This is a genomic window from Chryseobacterium lineare (genome assembly GCF_977014045.1).
In genome coordinates this window covers 2,397,116-2,418,360 of the sequence record NZ_CDRNIQ010000001.1, presented here as the reverse complement: position 1 = coordinate 2,418,360, position 21,245 = coordinate 2,397,116, and the positions used below count along the sequence as shown (strand labels likewise).

The 21,245-nt window shown below is 37.0% G+C and carries 17 protein-coding genes; 5 read left to right on the top strand and 12 right to left on the bottom strand.

The window, feature by feature from the left end:
• Positions 1 to 70 precede the first annotated feature (70 nt).
• From ACWNCI_RS10625 to speB, 4 genes are all read right to left on the bottom strand, one after another.
• The gene (locus ACWNCI_RS10625) at positions 71 to 571 is read right to left on the bottom strand and encodes a DinB family protein (RefSeq protein ID WP_449388288.1); all 501 of its coding nucleotides are present in this window, start codon (positions 569 to 571) and stop codon (positions 71 to 73) included.
• A 211-nt stretch (positions 572 to 782) separates the two neighbouring features.
• Positions 783 to 1,394: an alpha-ketoglutarate-dependent dioxygenase AlkB family protein gene (locus ACWNCI_RS10620; protein ID WP_449388287.1), complete on the bottom strand. Its 612-nt coding sequence runs from the start codon at positions 1,392 to 1,394 to the stop codon at positions 783 to 785.
• A 19-nt stretch (positions 1,395 to 1,413) separates the two neighbouring features.
• Entirely contained in the window at positions 1,414 to 2,262 is an 849-nt protein-coding gene (locus ACWNCI_RS10615; protein WP_449388286.1) for a bifunctional helix-turn-helix domain-containing protein/methylated-DNA--[protein]-cysteine S-methyltransferase, read from the bottom strand.
• 67 nt (positions 2,263 to 2,329) lie between these two features.
• Entirely contained in the window at positions 2,330 to 3,187 is an 858-nt protein-coding gene (gene speB, locus ACWNCI_RS10610) for an agmatinase (RefSeq protein ID WP_449388285.1), read from the bottom strand.
• Positions 3,188 to 3,393: 206 nt separating this feature from the next.
• Between speB and ACWNCI_RS10605 the strand changes: the two genes are divergently transcribed.
• Together ACWNCI_RS10605 and ACWNCI_RS10600 are read left to right on the top strand one after the other, a co-directional pair.
• Positions 3,394 to 4,350, top strand: a complete 957-nt coding sequence (locus tag ACWNCI_RS10605) for a restriction endonuclease (protein WP_449388284.1) — start codon at positions 3,394 to 3,396, stop codon at positions 4,348 to 4,350.
• Positions 4,351 to 4,416: 66 nt separating this feature from the next.
• Positions 4,417 to 5,076: an HAD family hydrolase gene (locus tag ACWNCI_RS10600; RefSeq protein WP_449388283.1), complete on the top strand. Its 660-nt coding sequence runs from the start codon at positions 4,417 to 4,419 to the stop codon at positions 5,074 to 5,076.
• Between the two features lie 111 nt (positions 5,077 to 5,187).
• Here ACWNCI_RS10600 and ACWNCI_RS10595 read toward each other — a convergent pair whose 3' ends face one another.
• The 8 genes from ACWNCI_RS10595 to ACWNCI_RS10560 form a co-directional block, all read right to left on the bottom strand.
• The gene (locus ACWNCI_RS10595) at positions 5,188 to 6,582 is read right to left on the bottom strand and encodes an arginine decarboxylase (protein ID WP_449388282.1); all 1,395 of its coding nucleotides are present in this window, start codon (positions 6,580 to 6,582) and stop codon (positions 5,188 to 5,190) included.
• 111 nt (positions 6,583 to 6,693) lie between these two features.
• Positions 6,694 to 7,569, bottom strand: coding sequence for a tyrosine-protein phosphatase (locus tag ACWNCI_RS10590; protein ID WP_346984346.1), 876 nt, complete (start codon positions 7,567 to 7,569; stop codon positions 6,694 to 6,696).
• Between the two features lie 69 nt (positions 7,570 to 7,638).
• The gene (locus ACWNCI_RS10585; RefSeq protein ID WP_449388281.1) at positions 7,639 to 8,268 is read right to left on the bottom strand and encodes a thiamine diphosphokinase; all 630 of its coding nucleotides are present in this window, start codon (positions 8,266 to 8,268) and stop codon (positions 7,639 to 7,641) included.
• On the bottom strand, positions 8,258 to 8,827 hold the full coding sequence (locus ACWNCI_RS10580) for a cob(I)yrinic acid a,c-diamide adenosyltransferase (RefSeq protein ID WP_449388280.1): 570 nt from the start codon (positions 8,825 to 8,827) through the stop codon (positions 8,258 to 8,260). The genes ACWNCI_RS10585 and ACWNCI_RS10580 overlap by 11 nt, the downstream gene beginning before the upstream one ends.
• 95 nt (positions 8,828 to 8,922) lie before the next feature.
• Positions 8,923 to 10,782, bottom strand: coding sequence for a CocE/NonD family hydrolase (locus tag ACWNCI_RS10575; RefSeq protein WP_449388279.1), 1,860 nt, complete (start codon positions 10,780 to 10,782; stop codon positions 8,923 to 8,925).
• A 602-nt stretch (positions 10,783 to 11,384) separates the two neighbouring features.
• Entirely contained in the window at positions 11,385 to 14,156 is a 2,772-nt protein-coding gene (locus ACWNCI_RS10570) for an outer membrane beta-barrel protein (protein WP_449388278.1), read from the bottom strand.
• Positions 14,157 to 14,334: 178 nt separating this feature from the next.
• Entirely contained in the window at positions 14,335 to 14,754 is a 420-nt protein-coding gene (locus ACWNCI_RS10565) for an SH3 domain-containing protein (protein ID WP_449388277.1), read from the bottom strand.
• A 6-nt stretch (positions 14,755 to 14,760) separates the two neighbouring features.
• On the bottom strand, positions 14,761 to 15,252 hold the full coding sequence (locus ACWNCI_RS10560) for a BON domain-containing protein (RefSeq protein WP_449388276.1): 492 nt from the start codon (positions 15,250 to 15,252) through the stop codon (positions 14,761 to 14,763).
• Between the two features lie 220 nt (positions 15,253 to 15,472).
• Between ACWNCI_RS10560 and ACWNCI_RS10555 the strand changes: the two genes are divergently transcribed.
• The 3 genes from ACWNCI_RS10555 (at position 15,473) to ACWNCI_RS10545 (ending at position 21,176) form a co-directional block, all read left to right on the top strand.
• Positions 15,473 to 16,723 (top strand): dicarboxylate/amino acid:cation symporter, encoded by a 1,251-nt coding sequence (locus tag ACWNCI_RS10555; RefSeq protein ID WP_449388275.1) that lies wholly within the window; start codon positions 15,473 to 15,475, stop codon positions 16,721 to 16,723.
• Between the two features lie 194 nt (positions 16,724 to 16,917).
• Positions 16,918 to 17,640, top strand: a complete 723-nt coding sequence (locus ACWNCI_RS10550) for a phytanoyl-CoA dioxygenase family protein (protein ID WP_449388274.1) — start codon at positions 16,918 to 16,920, stop codon at positions 17,638 to 17,640.
• Positions 17,641 to 19,448: 1,808 nt separating this feature from the next.
• The gene (locus ACWNCI_RS10545) at positions 19,449 to 21,176 is read left to right on the top strand and encodes a hypothetical protein (RefSeq protein WP_449388273.1); all 1,728 of its coding nucleotides are present in this window, start codon (positions 19,449 to 19,451) and stop codon (positions 21,174 to 21,176) included.
• The last annotated feature ends 69 nt before the right edge of the window (positions 21,177 to 21,245 follow it).

Here is a 21,245-nt window from a genome sequence, read left to right as displayed (position 1 = left end):
TTATGCTGAGGTGTAGGCGTTTAAGTATCTGAGTTATGTTTTATTAAAGATTTCAGTCTCCACAGTGGCATTAAAGAACTGAAAATCTCTCCCAAAAAAAAGGCGGTTCAATTCCCAAAGCTCTCAGGTAAACGTATCCCTGTCCACGGTGATGAATTTCATTATCAACGAAATACAAAATATTCTGATACACCGGGAATTCGTATTGTCCAAACAAATTGAAAGTTTCCTGAAAGCGTTCCTCCGAAATCTGCGCAAAATAATGATTAATCACTTCCGTTTCTTCATCCCATTTTTTCAGCAGATCTTGTTTCGTTTTAGGGCTGAAGCCTTCTTCGTTGTAGGCTTCCATGTTTTTGCCGACAATTCCTTTAAGACCCGGACCTCCGATTGCGATTAATTCGCATGCCAATTTTGCAAAAGGTCTCATCCCGCCGATAGAAAATTCAAATAATTCTTTTTCCGGGAAAGCTTCAATTACTCTTCTTGTCAGGTTTCTGTGTCCTTGCCAGTGTTCCAGTAATTGTTCAGAACTCATGAATTTTTTTGTGGTAGTTTCTGTAGTTGTCATAATTTTTAATGTTGTTTGTTATTGTTGATACAAAGGTAAAACGCATTGATGACAACAGTTTGTCAGTAGGATTTTTGAAATAAAAATATTTTTTTGTTTTTAAAATAATTCAGATGATTTTTGCGTTAATGATACAGACATAAGCAATGTTAGTAGATAGATAATTTGAGAGTGATCGGTCTTTCGGACCGGTCATTTTTTTATAAAGCAGCTATCCTGTAATCGTTCTGAAAGTCAGATTCACTCTTGGCGTTTTTATTTTTGTCGTTGTTGGCAGTCTGTGTAGCCAGTGGTCCTGCGTTGTTTCTTTCATCACGAGTAAGCTTCCGTTTTTCAGCAATAATTCCACTTTTTCTTTGGTGGTTTTATGTTTAAATAAAAACTTCCGCTCAGCTCCAAAGCTTAATGAAGCAATGGCTCCGTGTTTTTTGAGATCTTTCTCAGCATCACTGTGATAAGCCATGCCTTCGTTTCCGTCGTGATATAAATTCAAAAGGCAGGAATTATAGGTTTCTCCTGTAATTTCTTCACATTTCTGCTTTAATTCCAATAATTCCGGTGTCCATGGTTTTGCATATTTTGTTCGTTTGGAATAAGTATATTCAAATGGCTTTTCACCGAACCAGGCTACTTTTCTTTTTGTTGTAATCAATTTTCCAAAGATGATCGCTTCATCATTTTCCCATGGAATCTGATTAAATAAATAATCATAATAAAAATCTGATTCTTCTTTTGAAAAAACTTCTCCGTAGTAGTGAACGATTCCGTCTTTGGGAAGTATATTTAATGGGAAATCTGATATTTCTTCGAATAAGTTCAGCATAAAGTTTAAGGTTTTGAATTTAAAAATCAGAATAAACTTTAGAACTTTCCCAGCCGATAATCAGCTGTTTTCTGTCGCTTCCCCACATATAACCACCAATTTTTCCGGAAGACTGAATGACACGGTGACAAGGAATCAAAAATGCTACAGGATTACTTCCAATTGCCGTCCCGACAGCTCTCGAAGCTTTGGAGTGACCAATTTTTTCGGCTAAGTTTCCGTATGTTGACAATTTCCCCATCGGAATACTGAGCAGGCTTTCCCATACTTTCAACTGAAAATCTGTTCCTTTTAAATGTAATTTGATAGTACTTAATTCTCTCCAGTCTTTACTAAAAATAGATAACGCATTCTTCTGGAATTCGTCCTGGTTTTCAAAAAAAGAAGCATTGGGGAATTTAATCTGTAGATCTCCCAATGCTTTGTGTTTGTCGTTTTCAAAAGCCATATAGCAGATTCCTTTTTCTGTAGAAGCTGCAATTATTTTTCCAAAAGGACTTTCGGAAAAACTGTAATTTATGGTAAGGCTTTTTCCGCCGTTTTTATATTCTGCCGGAGACATTCCTTCGATTTTTACAAACAGATCATGAAGCCTGCTTGTACTCGAAAGCCCTGTCTCATAAGCCGTTTCAAATAAACTTGCTTTTTCTTCCTTCAATAAATTTTTAGCATGTTCAAGACTGATGAACTGTAAAAATTTCTTTGGGCTTGTTCCCGCCCAATCAGAAAACATTTTCTGAAAATGTGCCGGACTCAAATGAATTTTTTCTGCCACTTCCTCCAAACTTGGCTGAAGTTTAAAATTACTCCGGATATATTCTATCGCTTTGGCAATTCTTTCGTAATCTATATGATTTTGTGTGGACATAGCATTTATTTTACCTCACAAATTTCCAAAGAATACACGACTGAAAAAATCCGATTCTTGCGAAATTTTAATTGTTTTTATAAATATGGTAGTAAGCAAGCATCTTATAATATAACTTCGCCGCCAGGAATGCACTTGGTTTTGCCATCGGAGAATCCATTAATTCTACAATATCAAAGGCTACAACGTTGCATTTTTCAAATACTCTTCTTAACAGTTCCAATGTAGGATACCATTGTAAACCACCCGGCTCAGGAGTTCCTGTGGATGGGCAAAGTGAAGGATCAAAGGCATCCAGGTCGATGGTAATATAGACGTTTCCTGAAACTTTTTCCAATACATCATTTACCCAGTTTTCGTTGTTGGCAATTTCATGAGCAAAAAACACTCTTCCTTCCGGTAAATATTCAGCTTCTTCAATATCCATAGAGCGGATTCCCACCTGTACAAGATTGTGCTTTTGATTCGCTTCAAACACTGCACAAGCGTGATTAGAAGTAGAACCATGGAACACAGGACGAAGATCTGTGTGCGCGTCAAGCTGAAGAACTGTCAGATTCTCGAATTTCTCACCCACCGCACGGATCGAACCGATAGAAACTGAGTGTTCTCCTCCGAAAAGCGTAAACAATTTACCATCATGATTCAAAAGCTCTTTTGTTTTTTGATAAACAGCTTCTGTCATAGCTTCAGGCGAAGAATTTTCAGAAATTTCTCCGGCTAGGAAAACTCCCTCTAAATAAGGCTCTGTTTGGGTTTCGATGTCATAAAGCTCCATGTTTTCAGAAGCATCTAAAAACAGTTCCGGACCTTTGTCGGCACCTTTTCCCCAGGTTGAAGTTCCGTCGTAAGGAACAGTTACCAACATTACTTTCGAGTTTTCCAGCGATGCATTTTCTTCAGGAATTCCTGCGTATGTTTTCATGTTTTATTTTAAAATTAAATGATTTCGGCAAAGATACAAAGAAGTTGGGAGAAGTAGATGGAAGCTGGAAAATGTAATTTTCAATTTATTTGTGAAATAATAATTTCCAAATTATGGAAAACATTAATTATTAAATGGTTACTTTTTTTATATTTGAATATTTACAATTTGTGTTAGCTCATAGCTAGCGGCAATTATAAGACGACATGATGAACATTGAGAATATTATATTTGCAAAAGACTTAACGCTGTCAGATTTCTTGGATAAATTGATTTCTAAGGATTACAATCGTCTGTATCCGAATAATTACTTCCCGACTGAAGAAATGATGAATGAATATCTTAGTACAATAGAACAAAGGACGGACAATGAAATTCGTTCTATATTGAGAAGATTTCTTATTCATAACAGCACATACGGTTCTGACGAATTTTACGCAAAAAATTTAATTTCAAAAAAAGGGGATACCACTTATTTTGTATTAAATAATGTTAAAACAGAATATAATAGAAGAGTTATAACAAAATTTCTTACAAATACTGGAGAAGTTTGGGAAGGACTTACTTGGGTTTTAGATTTATTGCCACATTTTCCAAATGAGGCAATAAAAGCAATTGATGCATATTTTCTTGCTAATTGTACGATGCTTCCAGATAATTGCTTAAATGCTTTAAGTGATAGTACTACGATAATAAGAGCGAGATATATTAACTACCAGCACCCAAAAGAAATATTTTGGAATTTAAATCCAGTCGATTTTGAATACTTAATTGCGGCTTTGTTTGAAAGCATGGATTACAAAGTCTCTGTGACAAAATCTAGTTATGATGAAGGAATTGATGTAAATGTCGATAAAAACGAATTGGGCAGAAAAGAAAAGGTTGTAATTCAATGCAAAAGATATACTAAACAGACTATTGGTATTAGAGATATAAGGAATCTTTTGGGCGTGATACATGACAAGAAAGCTACAAAAGGAATATTAATTACAACATCTAAATTTTCGTCTGAATCAAAAAAATTTGAAAAAAATAATCCAAGTATTGAACTAATTGATATATCTGATTTAATGAAGCTATTAAATAGTCATTTAGGAACTTACTGGACAGAAAAACTAGATAATATAATTAATGAACAAAAAATAAAAAACAAAAGAAGCTAATAGGATATTTACTTCCAACTTCCCCCTTCCAGCCAAAATTACTACCTTTGTTAAAATTTAAATTGTATGTCGTTAAGAGCTGTGCTGTTCGATATGGATGGCGTTATTGTGGATACAGAACCATTGCACAGAAAAGCCTATTTTAAAACATTTAATGAACTGGGAATTGAAGTTTCCGAAGATTTATATGCTTCTTTTACAGGAGCTTCTACCAAAAGAGTCTGTGAAACGTTGATTAACGAATTTAATTTAAAACAGACGTACGAAGAAATTGCCGACACCAAAAGAGAATATTTCAAAGATTACTTTTATAACGATGAAGAGTTTGATTTAATCCCCGGGGTAAAGGAACTGATCGAACATTATTATGAAAACGGAATTAAATTAATCCTCGCATCTTCAGCAACAATGACGACCATCAACATGGTTTTTGAAAAATTTGAACTGGAAAAATATTTCGGCGGAAAAATCAGCGGTGCAGATCTGAAAGAATCAAAACCTCATCCTGAAGTTTTTCTGCTGGCAGCAGAAATGGCAAAAGAATCTGTTGAAAACTGCATGGTGATTGAAGATTCTACCAACGGTATTTTAGCAGCACATCGCGCAAAAATTTTCTGCGCCGCTTACAGAAGCCCAAATTCTAAAAATCAGGATTATACGTTGGCCGATACAGTAGTTTCTGATTACGAAGAATTAGAATTGGATAAAATTTCAAAATACTTTTAAACAATAAAAGACTCTCAAGTTTTTGAGAGCCTTTTATTGTAAGTTTTGGCTAAAGCCAGTTTGATATTATGATTTTTGTTAAACGGGCTAAAGCCCGTTGCTATTGATAAGCTATTTATACCCAAGAATTTTCAGTACATCTTCAGGTTCCTGTTTTTCACGGAAAATTTCATATTGAAGTTCACCATTTTCATCTTTCTGAATCAGAATGTGTCTTGGCTGAGGCATCAGACAGTGATGAATTCCACCAAATCCGCTGATTGTTTCCTGATAAGCCCCTGTATGGAAAAACCCGATATATAAAGGTTTTGTATCACTGAAAACTGGCAGGTAAATCGCATTAGTATGCTGTTCAGAATTATAATAATCATCTGAATCACAAGTCAGCCCGCCTAAGAAAACCCTTTCGTACGTATCTTCCCATCTGTTCAAAGGAAGCATGATAAAGTGTCTTGAAATGGCCCAGGTATCAGGAAGTGTGGTCATGAAAGAAGAATCGATCATATTCCATTTTTCCCTGTCATTCTGGCGCTTTTGAGAAATAATTTTATAAATATTGGCTCCGCTTTCTCCCACAGTGAAGCTTCCGAATTCCGTGTAAATATTAGGTTCTTCAACCCCTTCTTCCTCACAGAATTTTTTAATCTGAGATACGATTTCTTCCACCATATACTGATAATCGTAATCAAAATTCAGAGAAGTTTTGATAGGAAAACCACCACCAATATTCAACGAATCAACTTCCGGAGCGATTTTTTTCAGACGTGCATAAACACGAAGACATTTGTATAATTCGTTCCAGTAATAAGCGGTGTCCTTGATCCCGGTATTGATGAAAAAGTGAAGCATTTTCAGTCTTGCATTCGGGTGTTCTGCGATCTTCTGGCTGTAATAAGGAATGATATCTTTATATCCGATTCCAAGTCTTGAGGTATAAAATTCGAATTTCGGTTCTTCCTCAGAGGCAATTCTGATTCCGATGTCAAACGTTGTGTCGATGCTTTCCGTCAGTTTATCCAATTCGCGGTAGTTATCGAGAATAGGCGTAATGTTTTCAAAACCGCTGTTAATCATGTCTGAAATTTTCGCCAGATAATCATCCGTTTTGAAGCCGTTGCAGATTACTTCAATGTTTTTATCCACTTTTCCGTTATCGTAAAGAGATTTTACGATGTCCATATCATAGGCAGAAGAAGTTTCTATGGAAATATCATTTTTTAAAGCCTCTTCCAGTACAAATTTGAAATGACTTGATTTTGTACAGTAGCAATAGGTGTAATTCTTTTTATATTCGGTTTTCTCAAAAGCTTCCCTAAACCAGCTTTTGGCCTTCTGGATGTTCTGAGAAATTCTCGGCAGGTAGCTAATCTTTAGCGGAGTGCCAAACTTTTCAACAACTTCCATCAAAGGAATGTCGTGAAATAACAAATTGTTCTCAGAAACATTGAATTCCTCAGTAGGGAAATACAGCGTCTGATCAATTAGTTCCGAGTATTTTATTTTCATTTCTAAATAAGTGAATTAAGAAATGCAAAATTGCTAAAAAAGTTTGGTTTTTTAACGTTAAAATTATTATAAATTTCTAATCGCTTGTACACTGAAAATCCCTCGGAATTATCAATACGTAAACTTTTGAATATATTCTTTTCGTTTATCTTCAGTAATTCCCAATACCTCTTGAATATATCGTTCCGTTGATCCGTATTCTTTATTGATTTGATTAAAGGAAGCGTCAAGATAAGCAGTTTCTACCCAGCTTAATTTTTCCAAGACTTTAATATCCATTTTCGGGTAAAGGAAATGCAGGTTTTTCGCAAGATTGAGACGTTTGTTAATGAGTTTTTCCCGGTAGTTATTGGATAACAGATAATCGTTGCAAATCGTCTCTTTATCGAATTTTAAAACCGTTAAAATCAATGCGGTAATAATTCCTGTACGGTCTTTCCCTGCAGTACAGTGGTATAAAACAGGTTCGTTGGATTCTAAGATTTCAGTGATGATTTTCTTAATGATTTCGGGGTTTTCAGTTACATAATCTTTATAAAAGTCAAGCATCCTTTTTTTAGCCTCGGAACCATTCACTTTTCCTTTCAGTACCAATTTTCTGGCCTGATCCAGCTGGTCACCTTCATCTTCAAAAGCTGAATAATTTTTATAAGTAATCTGATCTGGAAGATGATCCGGTTTTTGAGCAATTTCTTTTGAATTCCTGAGATCGATAATTTCTTTTATTCCCAAGTTTTCAAATTCTTTAAAGGACTTGGTTTTCAATTTAAAAAGATTCGCGCTTCTGTAGAGTTTTCCTTCTTTTAACGTTCTTCCGTCGATATTCCTGATATTTCCGACGGATCTGAAATTATGGACTTTTTTAATGTTAATATCCGTTTCCAATACATTTTTCCCGTACTCAGGACTGGAAAAGTGCTGTGTTTTACACGAGAAAACACAGAATATGGAAATGATCAGAAATGATATTTTAATTAGGCTTTTCATTTTTTATTTTCCCCACAGATTTCACGGATTTGCACAGATTTTCCAGTCCGTGGATAATATGAATTTAAATTACAAATAATTTTTACCGATGAAAACCAACAGGTCTCCTTTTTCATATTCGATGGAAACTTCATCTTCAATGGCGAAATTTCTTGTTCCGATTCTTGAAGTGATATTTAAATAGCCATTAGTCAAGGGCCAGTTCAGGCCTTTTGTCGTTATATTTTCAACTGAAGGGAAAGGATACAGCGATATCATTTTACCTTTAACGTTATGTAATGTAAAACTTTTCGGAACAAAATAATATTCAGAAAATTCATCATAAAATTTGATGTCCAGCTGATCTTTACATCCGAAAGCCACGGTGAGGTTTCCCAGAAAATGATCCTGTTCCCCGCCGCTTCCTCCGAGCACATCTACTCTTTGGATGCCTTTTTCAAGAATAATTTCCAAGGCTTTCTGAAAATCGGTTTTGTCCTGATCCGGAGTGTAAATGAATTTTTCATCATAAATATCTTCATCTTTCCCGGAATGCGAATCAAAATCACCGGAAATAAAATCCAGTTTTTCTAAAGGGAAATTCAGGTTTCTTAAATAATGAAAAGCACCGTCCGTACAGGAAATCAGACCATATCCCTCTATGTCCGGAAAGGATTTCGGAGGATCACCGTTGATGAAAAGTAATGCTTTATCTTTCATTCGGGTTCCAGTATTCTTCCGGTTCGTTATTGATTTTTGAAATATATCTCGCCAGTACAAAGAGGTAATCTGAAAGGCGGTTTAAATATTTTATTAATTCGGGGCGCACTTCTTCAGATTCATTTAAAAAAACCAGCGAACGTTCTGCGCGACGGCAGATGGTTCGTGCCGCATGTAAAAAAGTGGCCGCTATTCCGCCTCCGGGAAGGATGAAATATTGCAGCGGGTCCAGTTTTTCATCAAAAGCATCCATCCAGTTTTCCAGCTCTTCTATTTCAGTATCCGAAATAACCAATGGCAGACGCGATTTTCCGTTTGCGAGCATCAGTTTATCAACAGGAGTTGCCGCTTCAGAACCAACGGTAAATAAATCGAACTGTATTTTTTTGAGTTGTTTTAAAACCTCTTCATCTTCAATATGGGTTTTTGCAATTCCGATGAATGAATTCAGCTCATCGATATTTCCGTAGCTGTCGACTCTGGCGCTTGCTTTAGAAACTCTCGTTCCGCCATATAAAGCGGTCTGGCCTTTATCGCCTGTTTTTGTGTAAATTTTCATAGAACTAAATTACTTTTTTATCATAAAGCCTACAAGTCTGATGATCTGAATATGAGTTCAGAGTTCGCTTGCAGAGCCTTATTCGGCTAATAATTTTATTTAAGAACTTCAACTTCAATCGCGCTGTCGTCAAAAATTCTGATAAAAGCTTTTGTATAATCTTCTTTTGTTGCAAAATTCGGATTATCCATAAATTTCTGTGGATTGATGGCAAACAGCGGGAACCATGTCGATGAAATCTGAATCTGAATTTTATGTCCCTTTTTAAAAGTATGAACAACATCCTGCAATCTGAAATTCACAGCTGTTTTTTGGTTCGGAACCAGAGCCTCAGCTTTTTCTCTGGAATTTCTGAATCTTGCAGGCATAATCTCGCTTCTTACCATCTGGTGATAATTTCCGTAGATCACGCCGTCTTTCTTTTCAGCTGGCTTGAAATCTTCAGGATAAATATCAATTAATTTTACGGCAAAATCTGCATCGGTGGAAGTGGACGCAATATTTAATTTAGCCATAATTTCACCCGCAAAAGTAATATCATCTGCTAAAACATCCGTTGTGAACGTCAGTACATCGGGTCTTCCTTCTGCGAATCTTTGATCTTCCGACATATAATTTTTGGGTGTGAAACCGTTAAAATCCTTCAGATTATCAGAGCTTAAAACCGGATTATTCGGGTCGCTGTAATATTCTGAGAATCCCTGTCCTGATGAATTTTTTAACGTTCCTCCGGATAAATAAAAGTTTACTTTTTTTGCTTCTTTTGGCGGATAGGTAGCAAATTCTCTCCATTGTTTGGCACCGGTATCATACATCAAAGCTTCCGGTAAACCGGCATCCTGCTTCGTATTTCCTTTTAAATAATGATTAAAGAATTTCGTCTCGATATTTTTCTGATAATACGTAGCAATGCTGTCTCCGAAATAGATCTGGTTGTGAAAATGTTTTCCCTGCTCATAAGCCCAGGCTCCGTGTGAGAAAGGTCCCATGACGATGGTATTTTTAGCTTTCGGGCTTGTTTTTTCGATGGTTTTATAAATATTTAAAGGCCCGGAAAGATCTTCAGCATCAAACCAGCCTCCGACAGTCATTACCGCATGATTTACATTTTTAAGGTGAGGCAGCAGGCTTCTTTTTTGCCAGAATTCATCGTAATTGGTGTGGTTCATAATTTCTGTCATGAAGAAATTATCCTTATAATATTTTTCGTAGCCATCCTTTAGAGTTCCCATGTCGCGGTAGAATTTCAGGCCGTCTTCAGAAGTGGGTTTAATCATCGTATCTGTGTACCAGGCTTTATTTTCCGGTTTTGTTTTCTGAACTCCAAAAACAGGAAAAGTTCTGAAGTAAGCTAACATAAATCTTCCGTTGTGAAGAAAATCGTCATTCCAGAAATCCGATATTGGTGCTTGTGGTGAAGAGGCTACTAATGCAGGATGCTGCGCCAAAATCCCTACAGCAGTATAAAAGCCGGGGTAGGAGGTGCCGTATTGTCCTACTTTTCCGTTGTTATCTTTGATATTCTTAAGAAGCCATTCGATGGTATCGTAAGTGTCTGTGCTTTCATCAACATCTTTTTTGGTTTTTCGATCAACCTGCGGGGTCATATTGGTAAAAGTTCCCTCGCTCATATATCTTCCCCGAACATCCTGAAACACAAAAATATATTTGTCTTTCATTAGATATTGATTGGGTCCGAGCTTTGTTCTGTATTCGTTTTCACCGTACGGAGCAATGCTGTAGCAGGTTCTCTGCATCAGAAACGGATATTTGTTTTTATTGGAAATATCTTTCGGGATATAAACCGATGTGAAAAGCTTCACCCCATCACGCATGGGAATGTACATTTCCTTTTTAATGAAATTATCTTTTACAAAAGTATCGGGCTGTTGTTTATCCTGTGAATTCCCAAAAACAAAAAGGAAAACCAACAGAATGGAAAAATGAATCTTCATTACATAAAATTTGCAGCTAATTTAATCATAAATGATTTTAATTACTGTCTGTTCAAGTGAAATTCTGAAAAGGGCTGCTTCAACCTGTTAGAAGCAGCATTCAGGCATTCAGTTGAGACCATCAACCACTTCGATGAAGCCTTCAAGCATTTCGAATAGGCGATCAATTGGTCCGGAGAAGTAATCAATCGGTCCGAAGAAGCAATCAACCACTCCGAAGAAACAATCAACTAGTCCGAAGAGGCGATCAACCACTCCGAAGAGGCAATCAAGTACAATTTGTTATATTTCAGTGCTTTATAGCTTTGTTTATTTAACCACAAAAGTTCCAAAAGATTAGAACTTTATATCTTAAGCGATTTTTATAAAAAGAAAAGTTAACAATAGTTTTTAAAAATCTTTGATTTTTATTCTTTTGAAAGCTTCGATTGGCTCATAAAACTTTTTAAACTTTTCTTTTGCGACTTTTGTGGTTACATTTAATATTAGTTTAAACACAGGTTTGTTGTTAATTAAACCGTACTTACATTTTTTACAGTCATATGCTGACATAAAAAAAACATCCCCGAAAAGGGGATGCCCGCAGTGTAAATAATTTTAATTTACTTGTTTTGTGTTTTCTTACCTGCGAATTTATTGAGTTTCATGGTTAGTGAGAACATCACATAGCGTTTTAGAATGAGATCGTCGCGATCTTCAAAATAGGTATTGGATATAATTCTTCTTACACTTTGGTTTTGATTCAGTACATCGTACACCTTCACCTTCGCTGTCAACTGTTTGTTAAAGAATGAATACCCTACACTTGTATTCCAGAAATAAAAATCTCTCTTGAATCCGGGGGCAATATTGGTGTTGGTGTTGTACTCCATATCGTTTCCTAGAATGAGCCTGCTTTTGAAAATATAATTGGTAAGTTCCAGCTTAAGCGTCTGATTGCTTGTATGTACATCGTCTATGCTGTAGTTTTTATACTTAGAAAAATTATATCCTAAGCTGTAGGAAGGTTTTATCGTAAGCTTTTCTTTAATCTCGTAGGTTAAATTCAGTCCCGGATTGATACTGTAGGAGCTGCTGGTAAATTCCTCGCCGTTGACGAATCCTTTATTGAAATTATAATTGGTGTTCAATCTCGGATTAATCGTCAGTTTATTTTCTTTCCATTTAAATGTTTTACTGAAACCTCCTCCCAGGTTGAAGTTTTTATTCCCGCTGATATTGGCATACGTTATCAGCTGTCTTCCGCTTTCGTCGAATGAAGAATAATTGATGATATCATTGTTCTTATAGGTAAAGCCAATATTCAGGTAATAACTGATATTCTTTACCATGTTGAAGTTATTGAAATAAAGATAAGTGCTATTGCGCCATGTATTTTTCAGATCAGGATTTCCCTGGAAAACAATCAGCGGATTCGAAATGTCACGGTAAGGCGTCAGCTGATCCGCAGTTGGAATGCTAAAATCCGAATAATGATACAGGTTTAATCTTTTATTCTGGGAAAACTCGTAATTCAGTCCCACGTTGTAGCCGGGAAGGACAAAGTTTTTCTCCAAATTATAATTCTGATTCGTGAAACTGGAATTCAGATCCATGTTTGAGAAATCTACATTCACAGATCCCCACGCGCTTATTTTCTTTTTATTGATTTCAAAAGATAATTCAGGCGATATCTGATCAATCTTCTGATTCATGCTGTTCGACAATATATCGTTGTAGTCGGAGTATTGTTGGGTGGCAGCATTGAAATCATTTACATCCCTTATATTTCTCGTATTGGCTGAATTGTAGCTGATTCCCAGGCTCACATTCACAGAATCTGTTACAGGTTCAGAATACCCCATACTGAACCGGTAGTTGCTGTTCTGATTTTTCTTTACGGCAAACTGGTTTCTGTTATCAAAAGACTGAGGCTGTGTATAGAAAATGTTTTCAGACCTGTTCAGTCCGTTTTCTTTATTTTGAGAGATGCTGCTGTTCAGGTTAGCATGCATTTCTCTTCCTTTTTTTCTGAATTTCTTTGAAAAATAAATATTAGGATTAAATGAATTATTCTCTGAGTCGGTTTTGGTATAATTGTCACTTGTATTCAGCAAATCGTTATCCTTCAGGGTGCGTGAGCTTGATGTACTGAAGTTGTGCAGCTCATTTCTTGAGAAAGAAGGAGAAAAGTAAATACTCGTTAAAGAATCTAAACGGATTCTTGCTGAAAGATCAAAATTATATTGGCCCGATTCATTTTTGCCATTGCTTTCAGAGTTGGTTTTTAAAGTATAATCGGGAAGCAGTGTTGTTCTGGATACTTTAGATCTTGTTTCGAGATTATTATTGATATGGATTAAACTTACATTATCCAGATCGGTATCTTTTCCGAATTTATCACTGTAATTAACCCCGATAGTGGTAGATTTCTGTATGCCTTTTGTGTTGTTTCCGCCCTGTGTATAATATACGCTTCCTCCGCTGGTAACCACAGACCCGCCCTGCATCAGCCATGAATTCCTTCCGCGCCCCATGCTGTCAAACACTTCATCACTGGAGAATCCCTGGGAATTGATATTATTTGAAGCGGCCAGTATGCTGATCTTAGTGTCGTTTTTAAAATAGCTTAGCAATCCGCTGCCTTCATATCTTTCGTCGGAACCGTAGCCCACCGTGAGTCTTGAAATAAGTCCTTTATTTTTTTTCTCATCGATATTGAAATTGATCGTAGCGTTGTTGGATTTTGATGCTTTTCCGCTCAGCTCTTCTTCTTTCGTTTTTGTGGTGGTGAACTGAATATTTTTAATGATATCCGCCGGAAGGTTTTGCAGCGCTATTTTGCCGGTTTTATCAAAGAATGGTTTTCCGTTGATGGTAATCTGGTCGACTTCTTTACCGTTGATGGTGATTTTTCCGTCGTTATCTATTTGCACACCGGGAATCTGCTTCAGAAGTTCCTCAACTTTACTGTCGGGGCGTACTTTTATAGAAGAAGCATTAAACTCAATCGTATCTTTTTTTATCTTGACGGGTGAGGCGGTAAGCTTAACTTCCTCAATATTGGTCACCGTGTTTTTTTCCAGTTCAATGTCGCCAAGAGAAAATGACTTTTCTATTTTTTCCAGATGTTTAGAAAAAGAAATCATTTTATCTGCGTCTACCTTTAAAATGCTGGGTTCGTTGAGCTCGTCCGCTTTAAGGGAAAATCTGCCTTCACGGTTGGTGGCAGTATAGTTGATGATGGATGAATCTTTTTCTTTAAGGAGATAAACAGTAGCGTTTTCAATCCCTTTCTTTTCGAAGTTGATGATCTTACCGTCAATATTTATTTTTTGAGCGTTAAGAATCACAAAGTTAAGGGTCAGGATCAGCAGTAGTGCTATTTTCTTCATGCAACAATGATTATTAGAGCTGCAAAAGTATAAAAAAAAGTCATCTAATTCACGCGATATAGAGTTAAATAGAGTTAATCTTTAGGTTGTAATATCTAATAACCTGTTAATATTATAATAAAAACACAAACATCCCTGTCAAAAGGGATGTCTATAAATTTTTATGAGTAAAATAGGTTTAAGCTCTCAGGTATCTTGAATAGGCATACCCTTCGTGTCCGTCGGAAGTTTTTACTTTCCACCAGTCATCGGAAGTTTGCTCGATTAAAGTGATAGAAGAACCTTTGGTTGCTTTGCCGATAATTGCGGCATCTGTAGAAGGTTCCTGTCTGATGTTCAGATTAGAGTCATCCGTAGCTACCGTAAGCGCCGTACCTGCCGCAAGACCTGAAACCTGTACATCAATATTAATGTCTGAAGCAGAATAGGTAGAATCAATCGTTCCCAGAGCATTCCAGACAGCATCTTTTGCTGCAGTATTTGAAGCGCTTCCCGAAACATAAAGAATTCCGTCCTGTTCCTGAACCTTAAGGTCAGAAATTCCTGCAGACTGAGCGGCAGAAACCACCCCTGAATATTTATCTTGTAATGTGCTCATGACTTTTTATTTAACAGTGTAATTATAATTTACTTTTCCAACTTTTAAAGCATCTACGGATTCTTTAACTTTTCTTGCATCAGAAGAAGAAACATTTCCTGTAAGAGTCAGCTCTCCATTGATGACTTCTACTTTCACTCCCGGGATATCTTTTACGGCATCTTTTACCTTCTGTTGTACGGCAGGATCTACGGCAGATTGTGTTTCTACCGGAGCTGTTGCAGCAGCAGCAGGAGCCACAGTAGCCATATCGTGAACATCTTTAATACCGTTAATAGCTTTAAGCTGTTTGATCATAGCATCTTTTTCCTCCTGGGTTTCAAAAGTACCGCTCAGGTGAGCAACACCGTCCTTTATTTCCACGGAAGCTCCGGGATTAGCAGTTACTACCGTAGTAGCCTGGGTTTGAAGATCAGCATCAGAAACTTTCTTTTTACAGGAAACTGATCCGAAAGATATAGCTACAGCCATTGCAGCCATTGCGATTGATTTTTTCATAGTAGTATATTTTGATTTGTTATTATGCCTAAATGTAATAATAAAATTTATACCAAAAGATAAAAACAGGGTTCAATTTTATTAAATATTCGGTGTATCGAGCAAATCAGGCGCCGGTGAAATTAATTGTTACGGAAATAATTTATTAAAGCTAATCTGCGGAATGTGGGCTTGGAAGCAATTGTAAAAATATTATATTTGCCAAACTTGAATTATTCATATGAAAGGACAGAATAAATTATTTATAGCCATTATCATTGCCCTTATTTTGGGTGTGGGAATTGGTGGATTTGTACACGTGCAGTATCCCGAAAGTGCAGAACCTTTTTCCAAAAATATAAAGCTCCTGGGAACTGTTTTTATCCGGCTGGTACAAATGATTATTGCTCCGCTGGTTTTTACGACTTTAGTGGTAGGAATCGCTAAGATGAGTGATATTAAAATGATCGGAAGGGTAGGTACAAAGGCAATGTTGTGGTTTATCTCTGCCTCTTTGGTGTCTCTTTTTATCGGGTTGATTTTAGTAAACTGGCTGGAACCGGGACATGTTACCAAATTACCGATTCAGGATGCGGCTTCAGCGGAGGAACTGCTGAAAAGCAGTAAAGGTTTCTCAATGGAAGACTTTGTAAAACATGTTATCCCTAAAAGTGTTTTTGAAGCTTTTGCCACCAATGAAGTGCTGCAGATCGTAGTCTTTTCTATTATGTTTGGGATTGCATTGGCCAATCTGGGTGATGAATATGCACAGCCTGTCGTGAAACTGTTTGATATCATTGCACACGGAATCCTGAAAATGGTAGGATATATCATGTGGTTTGCACCATTGGGCGTTTTGGGAGCTATTGCTGCAGTAGTGGCAACCAATGGTTTTGAAATTTTTAAAGTGTATGCCATTTACCTCAGGGATTTCTTCTTTGCTTTAGGAATCCTGTGGCTGGTTCTTCTCTTGGTAGGATATTTAATCATCGGCAACCGTCTTTTTGAATTATTAAGAAGAATTAAAGAGCCATTGCTTATCGCCTTTTCAACCACAAGTTCCGAAGCTGTTTTTCCTAAACTGGTGGAAGAACTGGAAAGATTTGGGTGTAATAATCGGGTAGTATCATTCATTTTACCGTTGGGATATTCCTTTAACCTGGACGGAAGTATGATGTACATGACGTTTGCATCCATTTTCATTGCACAGATCTACGGAATTGAAATGACCATCGGACAGCAGATTACCATGCTTCTGGTTTTAATGCTCACTTCAAAAGGGATTGCCGGAGTACCACGGGCTTCCCTGGTAATTATTGTCGCCACATGTTCCATGTTTGGTATCCCGCCGGAAGGAATCGCTTTAATCTTGCCGATCGACCATTTCTGCGATATGGGAAGAAGTATGACCAATGTTCTCGGAAATGCACTCGCTACTTCAGCGGTTTCCAAATGGGAAGGGCAGCTTGACAATCATGGAGGAAATCTGTAAAATATAAATTTCAGCTTTGCTGGTGAATGGTAAATAGTGAATGGTAATATTCATTGTTGACCATTTATTTTTTCCTCACCCTAAATCCCTCTCCCGAGGAGAGGGATTTAGGGTGAGGAAAGTATTACATCTACATTCTGAAAGAAATGAAGGGAAGTATGAATGATAATCACAGAGATAATAAAACGTAAGTAATGAATAATATACAAAATCACAAAAGTTTATTAAAAGAAAAAGGATTTACCGTTATCAACAATATCTTTTCCAATCATGAGATAGAAAAGATAAGTGAGGTTATTCAACATATAGACCCTTCCAAAGAAACCTTCAGGAAATCAGAAGATCTTTTTGCCATTCGACAGTTTCTGAAAGAAGTTCCTGAGGTGAAGGATTTAATCTTTAATGAGAATATTAAAAGCATTGTCAAAGATATTTTCGGGAGTGATTATTTCGTGGTGAAAAGTATTTATTTCGATAAACCTGAAAAGTCAAACTGGTACGTGGCTTATCATCAGGATCTTACCATATCCGTTGACAGAAAAGCCGAGCTTCCCGGTTTTGGCCCATGGACTACGAAACAGAATCAGTTTGCCGTTCAGCCGCCATTAGAGATTCTTGAAAATATTTATACCATCAGAATTCATCTGGATGATACGGATGAAAACAACGGCGCTTTAAAAGTAGTGCCTACATCTCATGCTAAAGGAATTTACAGACCGGAAACCATCGACTGGTCAGTAGAAACTGAAGAAATCTGCAACGTAGATAAAGGAGGAATCATGATTATGAAGCCTTTGATTCTGCATGGCTCCAACCGTACAACAAATGGGAAGAAAAGAAGAGTGATTCATATTGAGTTTTCAGACCGGGAACTTCCTGAAACATTGAACTGGTCTGAAAGAATGGTCATCAATTAAAAAATGTTGTACTCTGGCGGCTTACTAAAATTTGCAGGAGACTATTGAACTTATTTTGGTAAACAAGTCCTTTTTTTCTGAAACTCTTTATTGATGGGCTTTCCTGAGGGACGGTAGAACATCACAAAAAAAGTAGTCTATCGTAGACTACTTTTCTCAGCTACAAATGTAAACAAATTCTTTTTACTTCCAAACACAACAAATTGTTTTCTAATTCCTTAGTTTTGTTCATCATGAAGTCTTTAAAGAAAAACTTGGAGCAAAACAGCCGGAATTTTACACCCCGTTTTACACCTGTTTTTAAGAAGTTTTGCAATGTTGAGCCTTGTATGTAAAAAAGTAGTCTACGATAGACTACTTTCTTACAAAACATGAGACTACAAATGATATTTCCCTCTAGAGCCCTCTCCCTCACACGCAAAAGCGTGGTATTGTTGTGCTTTTTGGTGGTCTTAGTATCATCATTGTTAAGCGCTCAAACCTTTTTACAATCCGATTCTGTAGTCTTTGTATCCGAAGACTCGTATTTGTATGCAGAATCTCCAGTATATATTTCCAGTCAAAACCTGAGAAAAGCATCTTTTAAGAAGTGGTCTAGGGTTTTGATCAAAACATCTTGTTCCAAAGTTTCCCATAAGAAGTCCATAAATATTCCAACGGATAATTTGTTTTATAAAAGCTGTCCAACAGGCAAACATACCTTTGGACTTCTTTTTAATTCATCTTCAATAGCTTTTATCGGAACTTCTTCTCCGGTAAAGCTTCAGCATAAAATAATACCATCTTCCTTTTTTCTATTGATAAGCGCAAGAAGGGATCAAGAAAAAGATATTCATATTACTTCTCCTCCTTTTCAAATTATACGCATTAGCATCAATCATTTCGGTCGTCCTCCACCTAACCTTAAACACCGATAACACGGACTTCGACAGGCTCAGTCTGACATTGTGAACACTAATTTCACAAATGACATAAATTGTTGAACGCTAATAAAAACAAATGCTTTAGCAAAGGAGATTATCCACTCTGTTTGTCATCCCGTAGGCATCTCAGCAAAGAATTCCACATAATATTTGTGAAATTAGTGTTCAACCATTAGTGGCATTCGTGTTTCGTCAATTCGAGTGTTTTTTCGTAACAAGGTGAAGAAAAAATATATCGAGAATGACATTTATCCTCAAACTCACAAACTTCTCGATACGATTTCTTCAAAATCTACTCGAAGTGACGATAAACTCAGCAAGCTCTTATAAGTGCAACGCCTTTGCGAAACTAAATTTTTGGTATTGGACTCGTCAATTCGAGTGTTTTTTCGTAACAAGGTGAAGAAAAAATGTATAGAGAATGAAATTTATTCTCAAACTCACAAACTTCTCGATATGATTTTTTCAAAATCTACTCGAAGTGACGAAACTCTGCGAGCTCCTATAAGTGCAACGTCTTTGTGAAACTAAAAGCACATCATATAATAAAAAATCTTAGTGCACTTAGTGTTCACAGTGTCAGACTGAGCCTGTCGAAGCCCAGGCCATTAGTGCCAGCTCTGCGAGCTCCTATAAGTGAAACGCCTTTGTGAAACTAAAAAGCATATCATATAATAAAAAATCTTAGTGCACTTAGTGTTCACAGTGTCAGACTGAGCCTGTCGAAGCCCAGGCCATTAGTGCCAGCTCTGCGAGCTCCTATAAGTGAAACGCCTTTGTGAAACTAAAAAGCATATCATATAATAAAAAAACTTAGTGTACTTCGTGTTCAAATAAACGCTGACTAAGTCATCAAAACATAAACAAACTCATAAATACAAAACAATGAAACAATTAATTACAACAGCTGTTCTGCTCTTCAGTATGACAGCATTCGCTCAGGTGGGGATTAATAATACATCTCCAAAAGCAACCCTTGACATCACTGCCAAAACAAACGGAACCAAACCTGAAGGATTGATCATCCCGCAATTATCCGGTAGTGATATCCGTACGGCAACAGCAGCAGGAGTCTATGGAACAAACCAGAAGGGACTCATCGTGTATGCATCTGCTGCCGATTCGGCTCCCGCAGGGGCTACTGCCAATATTACTGCTCCGGGATATTACTATTTCGATGGCAGTATATGGCAGAGGATCTTGGGAAGTTCTTCAGGAGACACCACCAATGATTCATGGACTAATGATACAGCCAATACTATGGTAAAAATTGGGACAAAAGCGGATGGCACGGCAAGAGCAACAGGAACAGATTTTATAGTCAAGGATAACGGTTATGTTGGAATTGGAACAACTTCACCAAAAGCGCCACTACATTTAAGCTATAATAATGCAGCTTCTGCTATAACAACGTCATATCTTACACCAGGACTGGTTTTGACAGGACCTAGTACAGGTTCCGGGCCAGGCATTTACTTTGAAGCACAAGATAATAATACGGGAAATCGAATTATGAAGATGCATCTTTCTAAAGATGGTTCAGGAGATGGATATCTTAATTTTGAATCTGTAACAGATAATGCCAGTGGAGTTGTAAAAAAAATAATGGCTTTAAGTAATAATGGCAATGTAAATATTGATAATACATTTTATGTAGATGCTGCCAGTAGCAAAGTCGGAATAGGAACATCTACTCCGAAATCTTACCTTCAGGTATCATCACCCGCTGGACAAACAACTCCAATTGCTGCTTTTTCTATCGTCAATTGTGGTTCGGGATGTAGTCAGGGTACGGCAAAAAATATCGTCCTTAATAATATACATACAAACAATAGCCTTTTTGGCTCTATTGACTTTGTTCCGGGGACAGATCCATTGGGTGATTCCGGTGCTTCTATACAAGGTATCGACAGAGATGCTACCAACAATTACGCAGGGCTTTCATTCTTTACAAGAAATGCAACTGATTATGCTTCACGTATGGTGATTAAATCGTCCGGGAATGTGGGAATAGGAACAAGCTCACCGTCTGCTAAGTTAGAAGTGAATTCAGGAACAAGCAATACATCAGGGTTAAAATTCACTAATCTGAATTCTTCTACAACGGTAGGTACCGGACAGGCATTAGGAGTAGACTCAAGTGGAAATGTAATTACTGTTCCCAATCCTACAGCATCAAGTGTGACAACTTCAGAATCTTTTTTAGATGGAAGTGCAACTGTCGCAGCTTCTTTTAATGTTAATGACTTGGATTGGACTAAAGTTTCGTCATCCAGCCAGACTATAAATGTTCCAGCGGGAGGAAAGGCTTTATTTCTAAACTTTATGTTGGGGATAGATTATGGTTCCGCGCCTACAGGAAGTGGAGCTGCATATTATACTGCAAGACTTTTTATTGACGAATTAGCTACAAATGTTTTTCAAACCACACAAGAATCGGGGTCGGGGGGAACACAAACCCAATTTAATTTAAGCTCTGTAAAATTTCTATCAGCTGGCACCCATACTGTTGACATACGAATGAAGCGAACATTTAATAATGGTTCAGCTAGTGGACAAAATATAAGCTGTGGAATAATGTCGATGAGTTTCAATGCCAGCTATATTAACTAACTCTGATCACCGGATTTTAAATTCGTGATATAATAATCTTAAACCTTACAGGTTTTCAAAACCTGTGAG

Coding starts and splice junctions, on each gene's coding strand:
- ACWNCI_RS10615 (WP_449388286.1), bottom strand. CDS start 2,262: ATGTCCACACAAAATCATATAGATTACGAAAGAATTGCCAAAGCGATA.
- ACWNCI_RS10590 (WP_346984346.1), bottom strand. CDS start 7,569: ATGAAAAGCCTAATTAAAATATCATTTCTGATCATTTCCATATTCTGT.
- ACWNCI_RS10600 (WP_449388283.1), top strand. CDS start 4,417: ATGTCGTTAAGAGCTGTGCTGTTCGATATGGATGGCGTTATTGTGGAT.
- ACWNCI_RS10570 (WP_449388278.1), bottom strand. CDS start 14,156: ATGAAGAAAATAGCACTACTGCTGATCCTGACCCTTAACTTTGTGATT.
- ACWNCI_RS10585 (WP_449388281.1), bottom strand. CDS start 8,268: ATGAAAGATAAAGCATTACTTTTCATCAACGGTGATCCTCCGAAATCC.
- ACWNCI_RS10625 (WP_449388288.1), bottom strand. CDS start 571: ATGACAACTACAGAAACTACCACAAAAAAATTCATGAGTTCTGAACAA.
- ACWNCI_RS10580 (WP_449388280.1), bottom strand. CDS start 8,827: ATGAAAATTTACACAAAAACAGGCGATAAAGGCCAGACCGCTTTATAT.
- ACWNCI_RS10565 (WP_449388277.1), bottom strand. CDS start 14,754: ATGAGCACATTACAAGATAAATATTCAGGGGTGGTTTCTGCCGCTCAG.
- ACWNCI_RS10555 (WP_449388275.1), top strand. CDS start 15,473: ATGAAAGGACAGAATAAATTATTTATAGCCATTATCATTGCCCTTATT.
- ACWNCI_RS10545 (WP_449388273.1), top strand. CDS start 19,449: ATGAAACAATTAATTACAACAGCTGTTCTGCTCTTCAGTATGACAGCA.
- ACWNCI_RS10595 (WP_449388282.1), bottom strand. CDS start 6,582: ATGAAAATAAAATACTCGGAACTAATTGATCAGACGCTGTATTTCCCT.
- ACWNCI_RS10560 (WP_449388276.1), bottom strand. CDS start 15,252: ATGAAAAAATCAATCGCAATGGCTGCAATGGCTGTAGCTATATCTTTC.
- ACWNCI_RS10620 (WP_449388287.1), bottom strand. CDS start 1,394: ATGCTGAACTTATTCGAAGAAATATCAGATTTCCCATTAAATATACTT.
- speB (WP_449388285.1), bottom strand. CDS start 3,187: ATGAAAACATACGCAGGAATTCCTGAAGAAAATGCATCGCTGGAAAAC.
- ACWNCI_RS10550 (WP_449388274.1), top strand. CDS start 16,918: ATGAATAATATACAAAATCACAAAAGTTTATTAAAAGAAAAAGGATTT.
- ACWNCI_RS10605 (WP_449388284.1), top strand. CDS start 3,394: ATGATGAACATTGAGAATATTATATTTGCAAAAGACTTAACGCTGTCA.
- ACWNCI_RS10575 (WP_449388279.1), bottom strand. CDS start 10,782: ATGAAGATTCATTTTTCCATTCTGTTGGTTTTCCTTTTTGTTTTTGGG.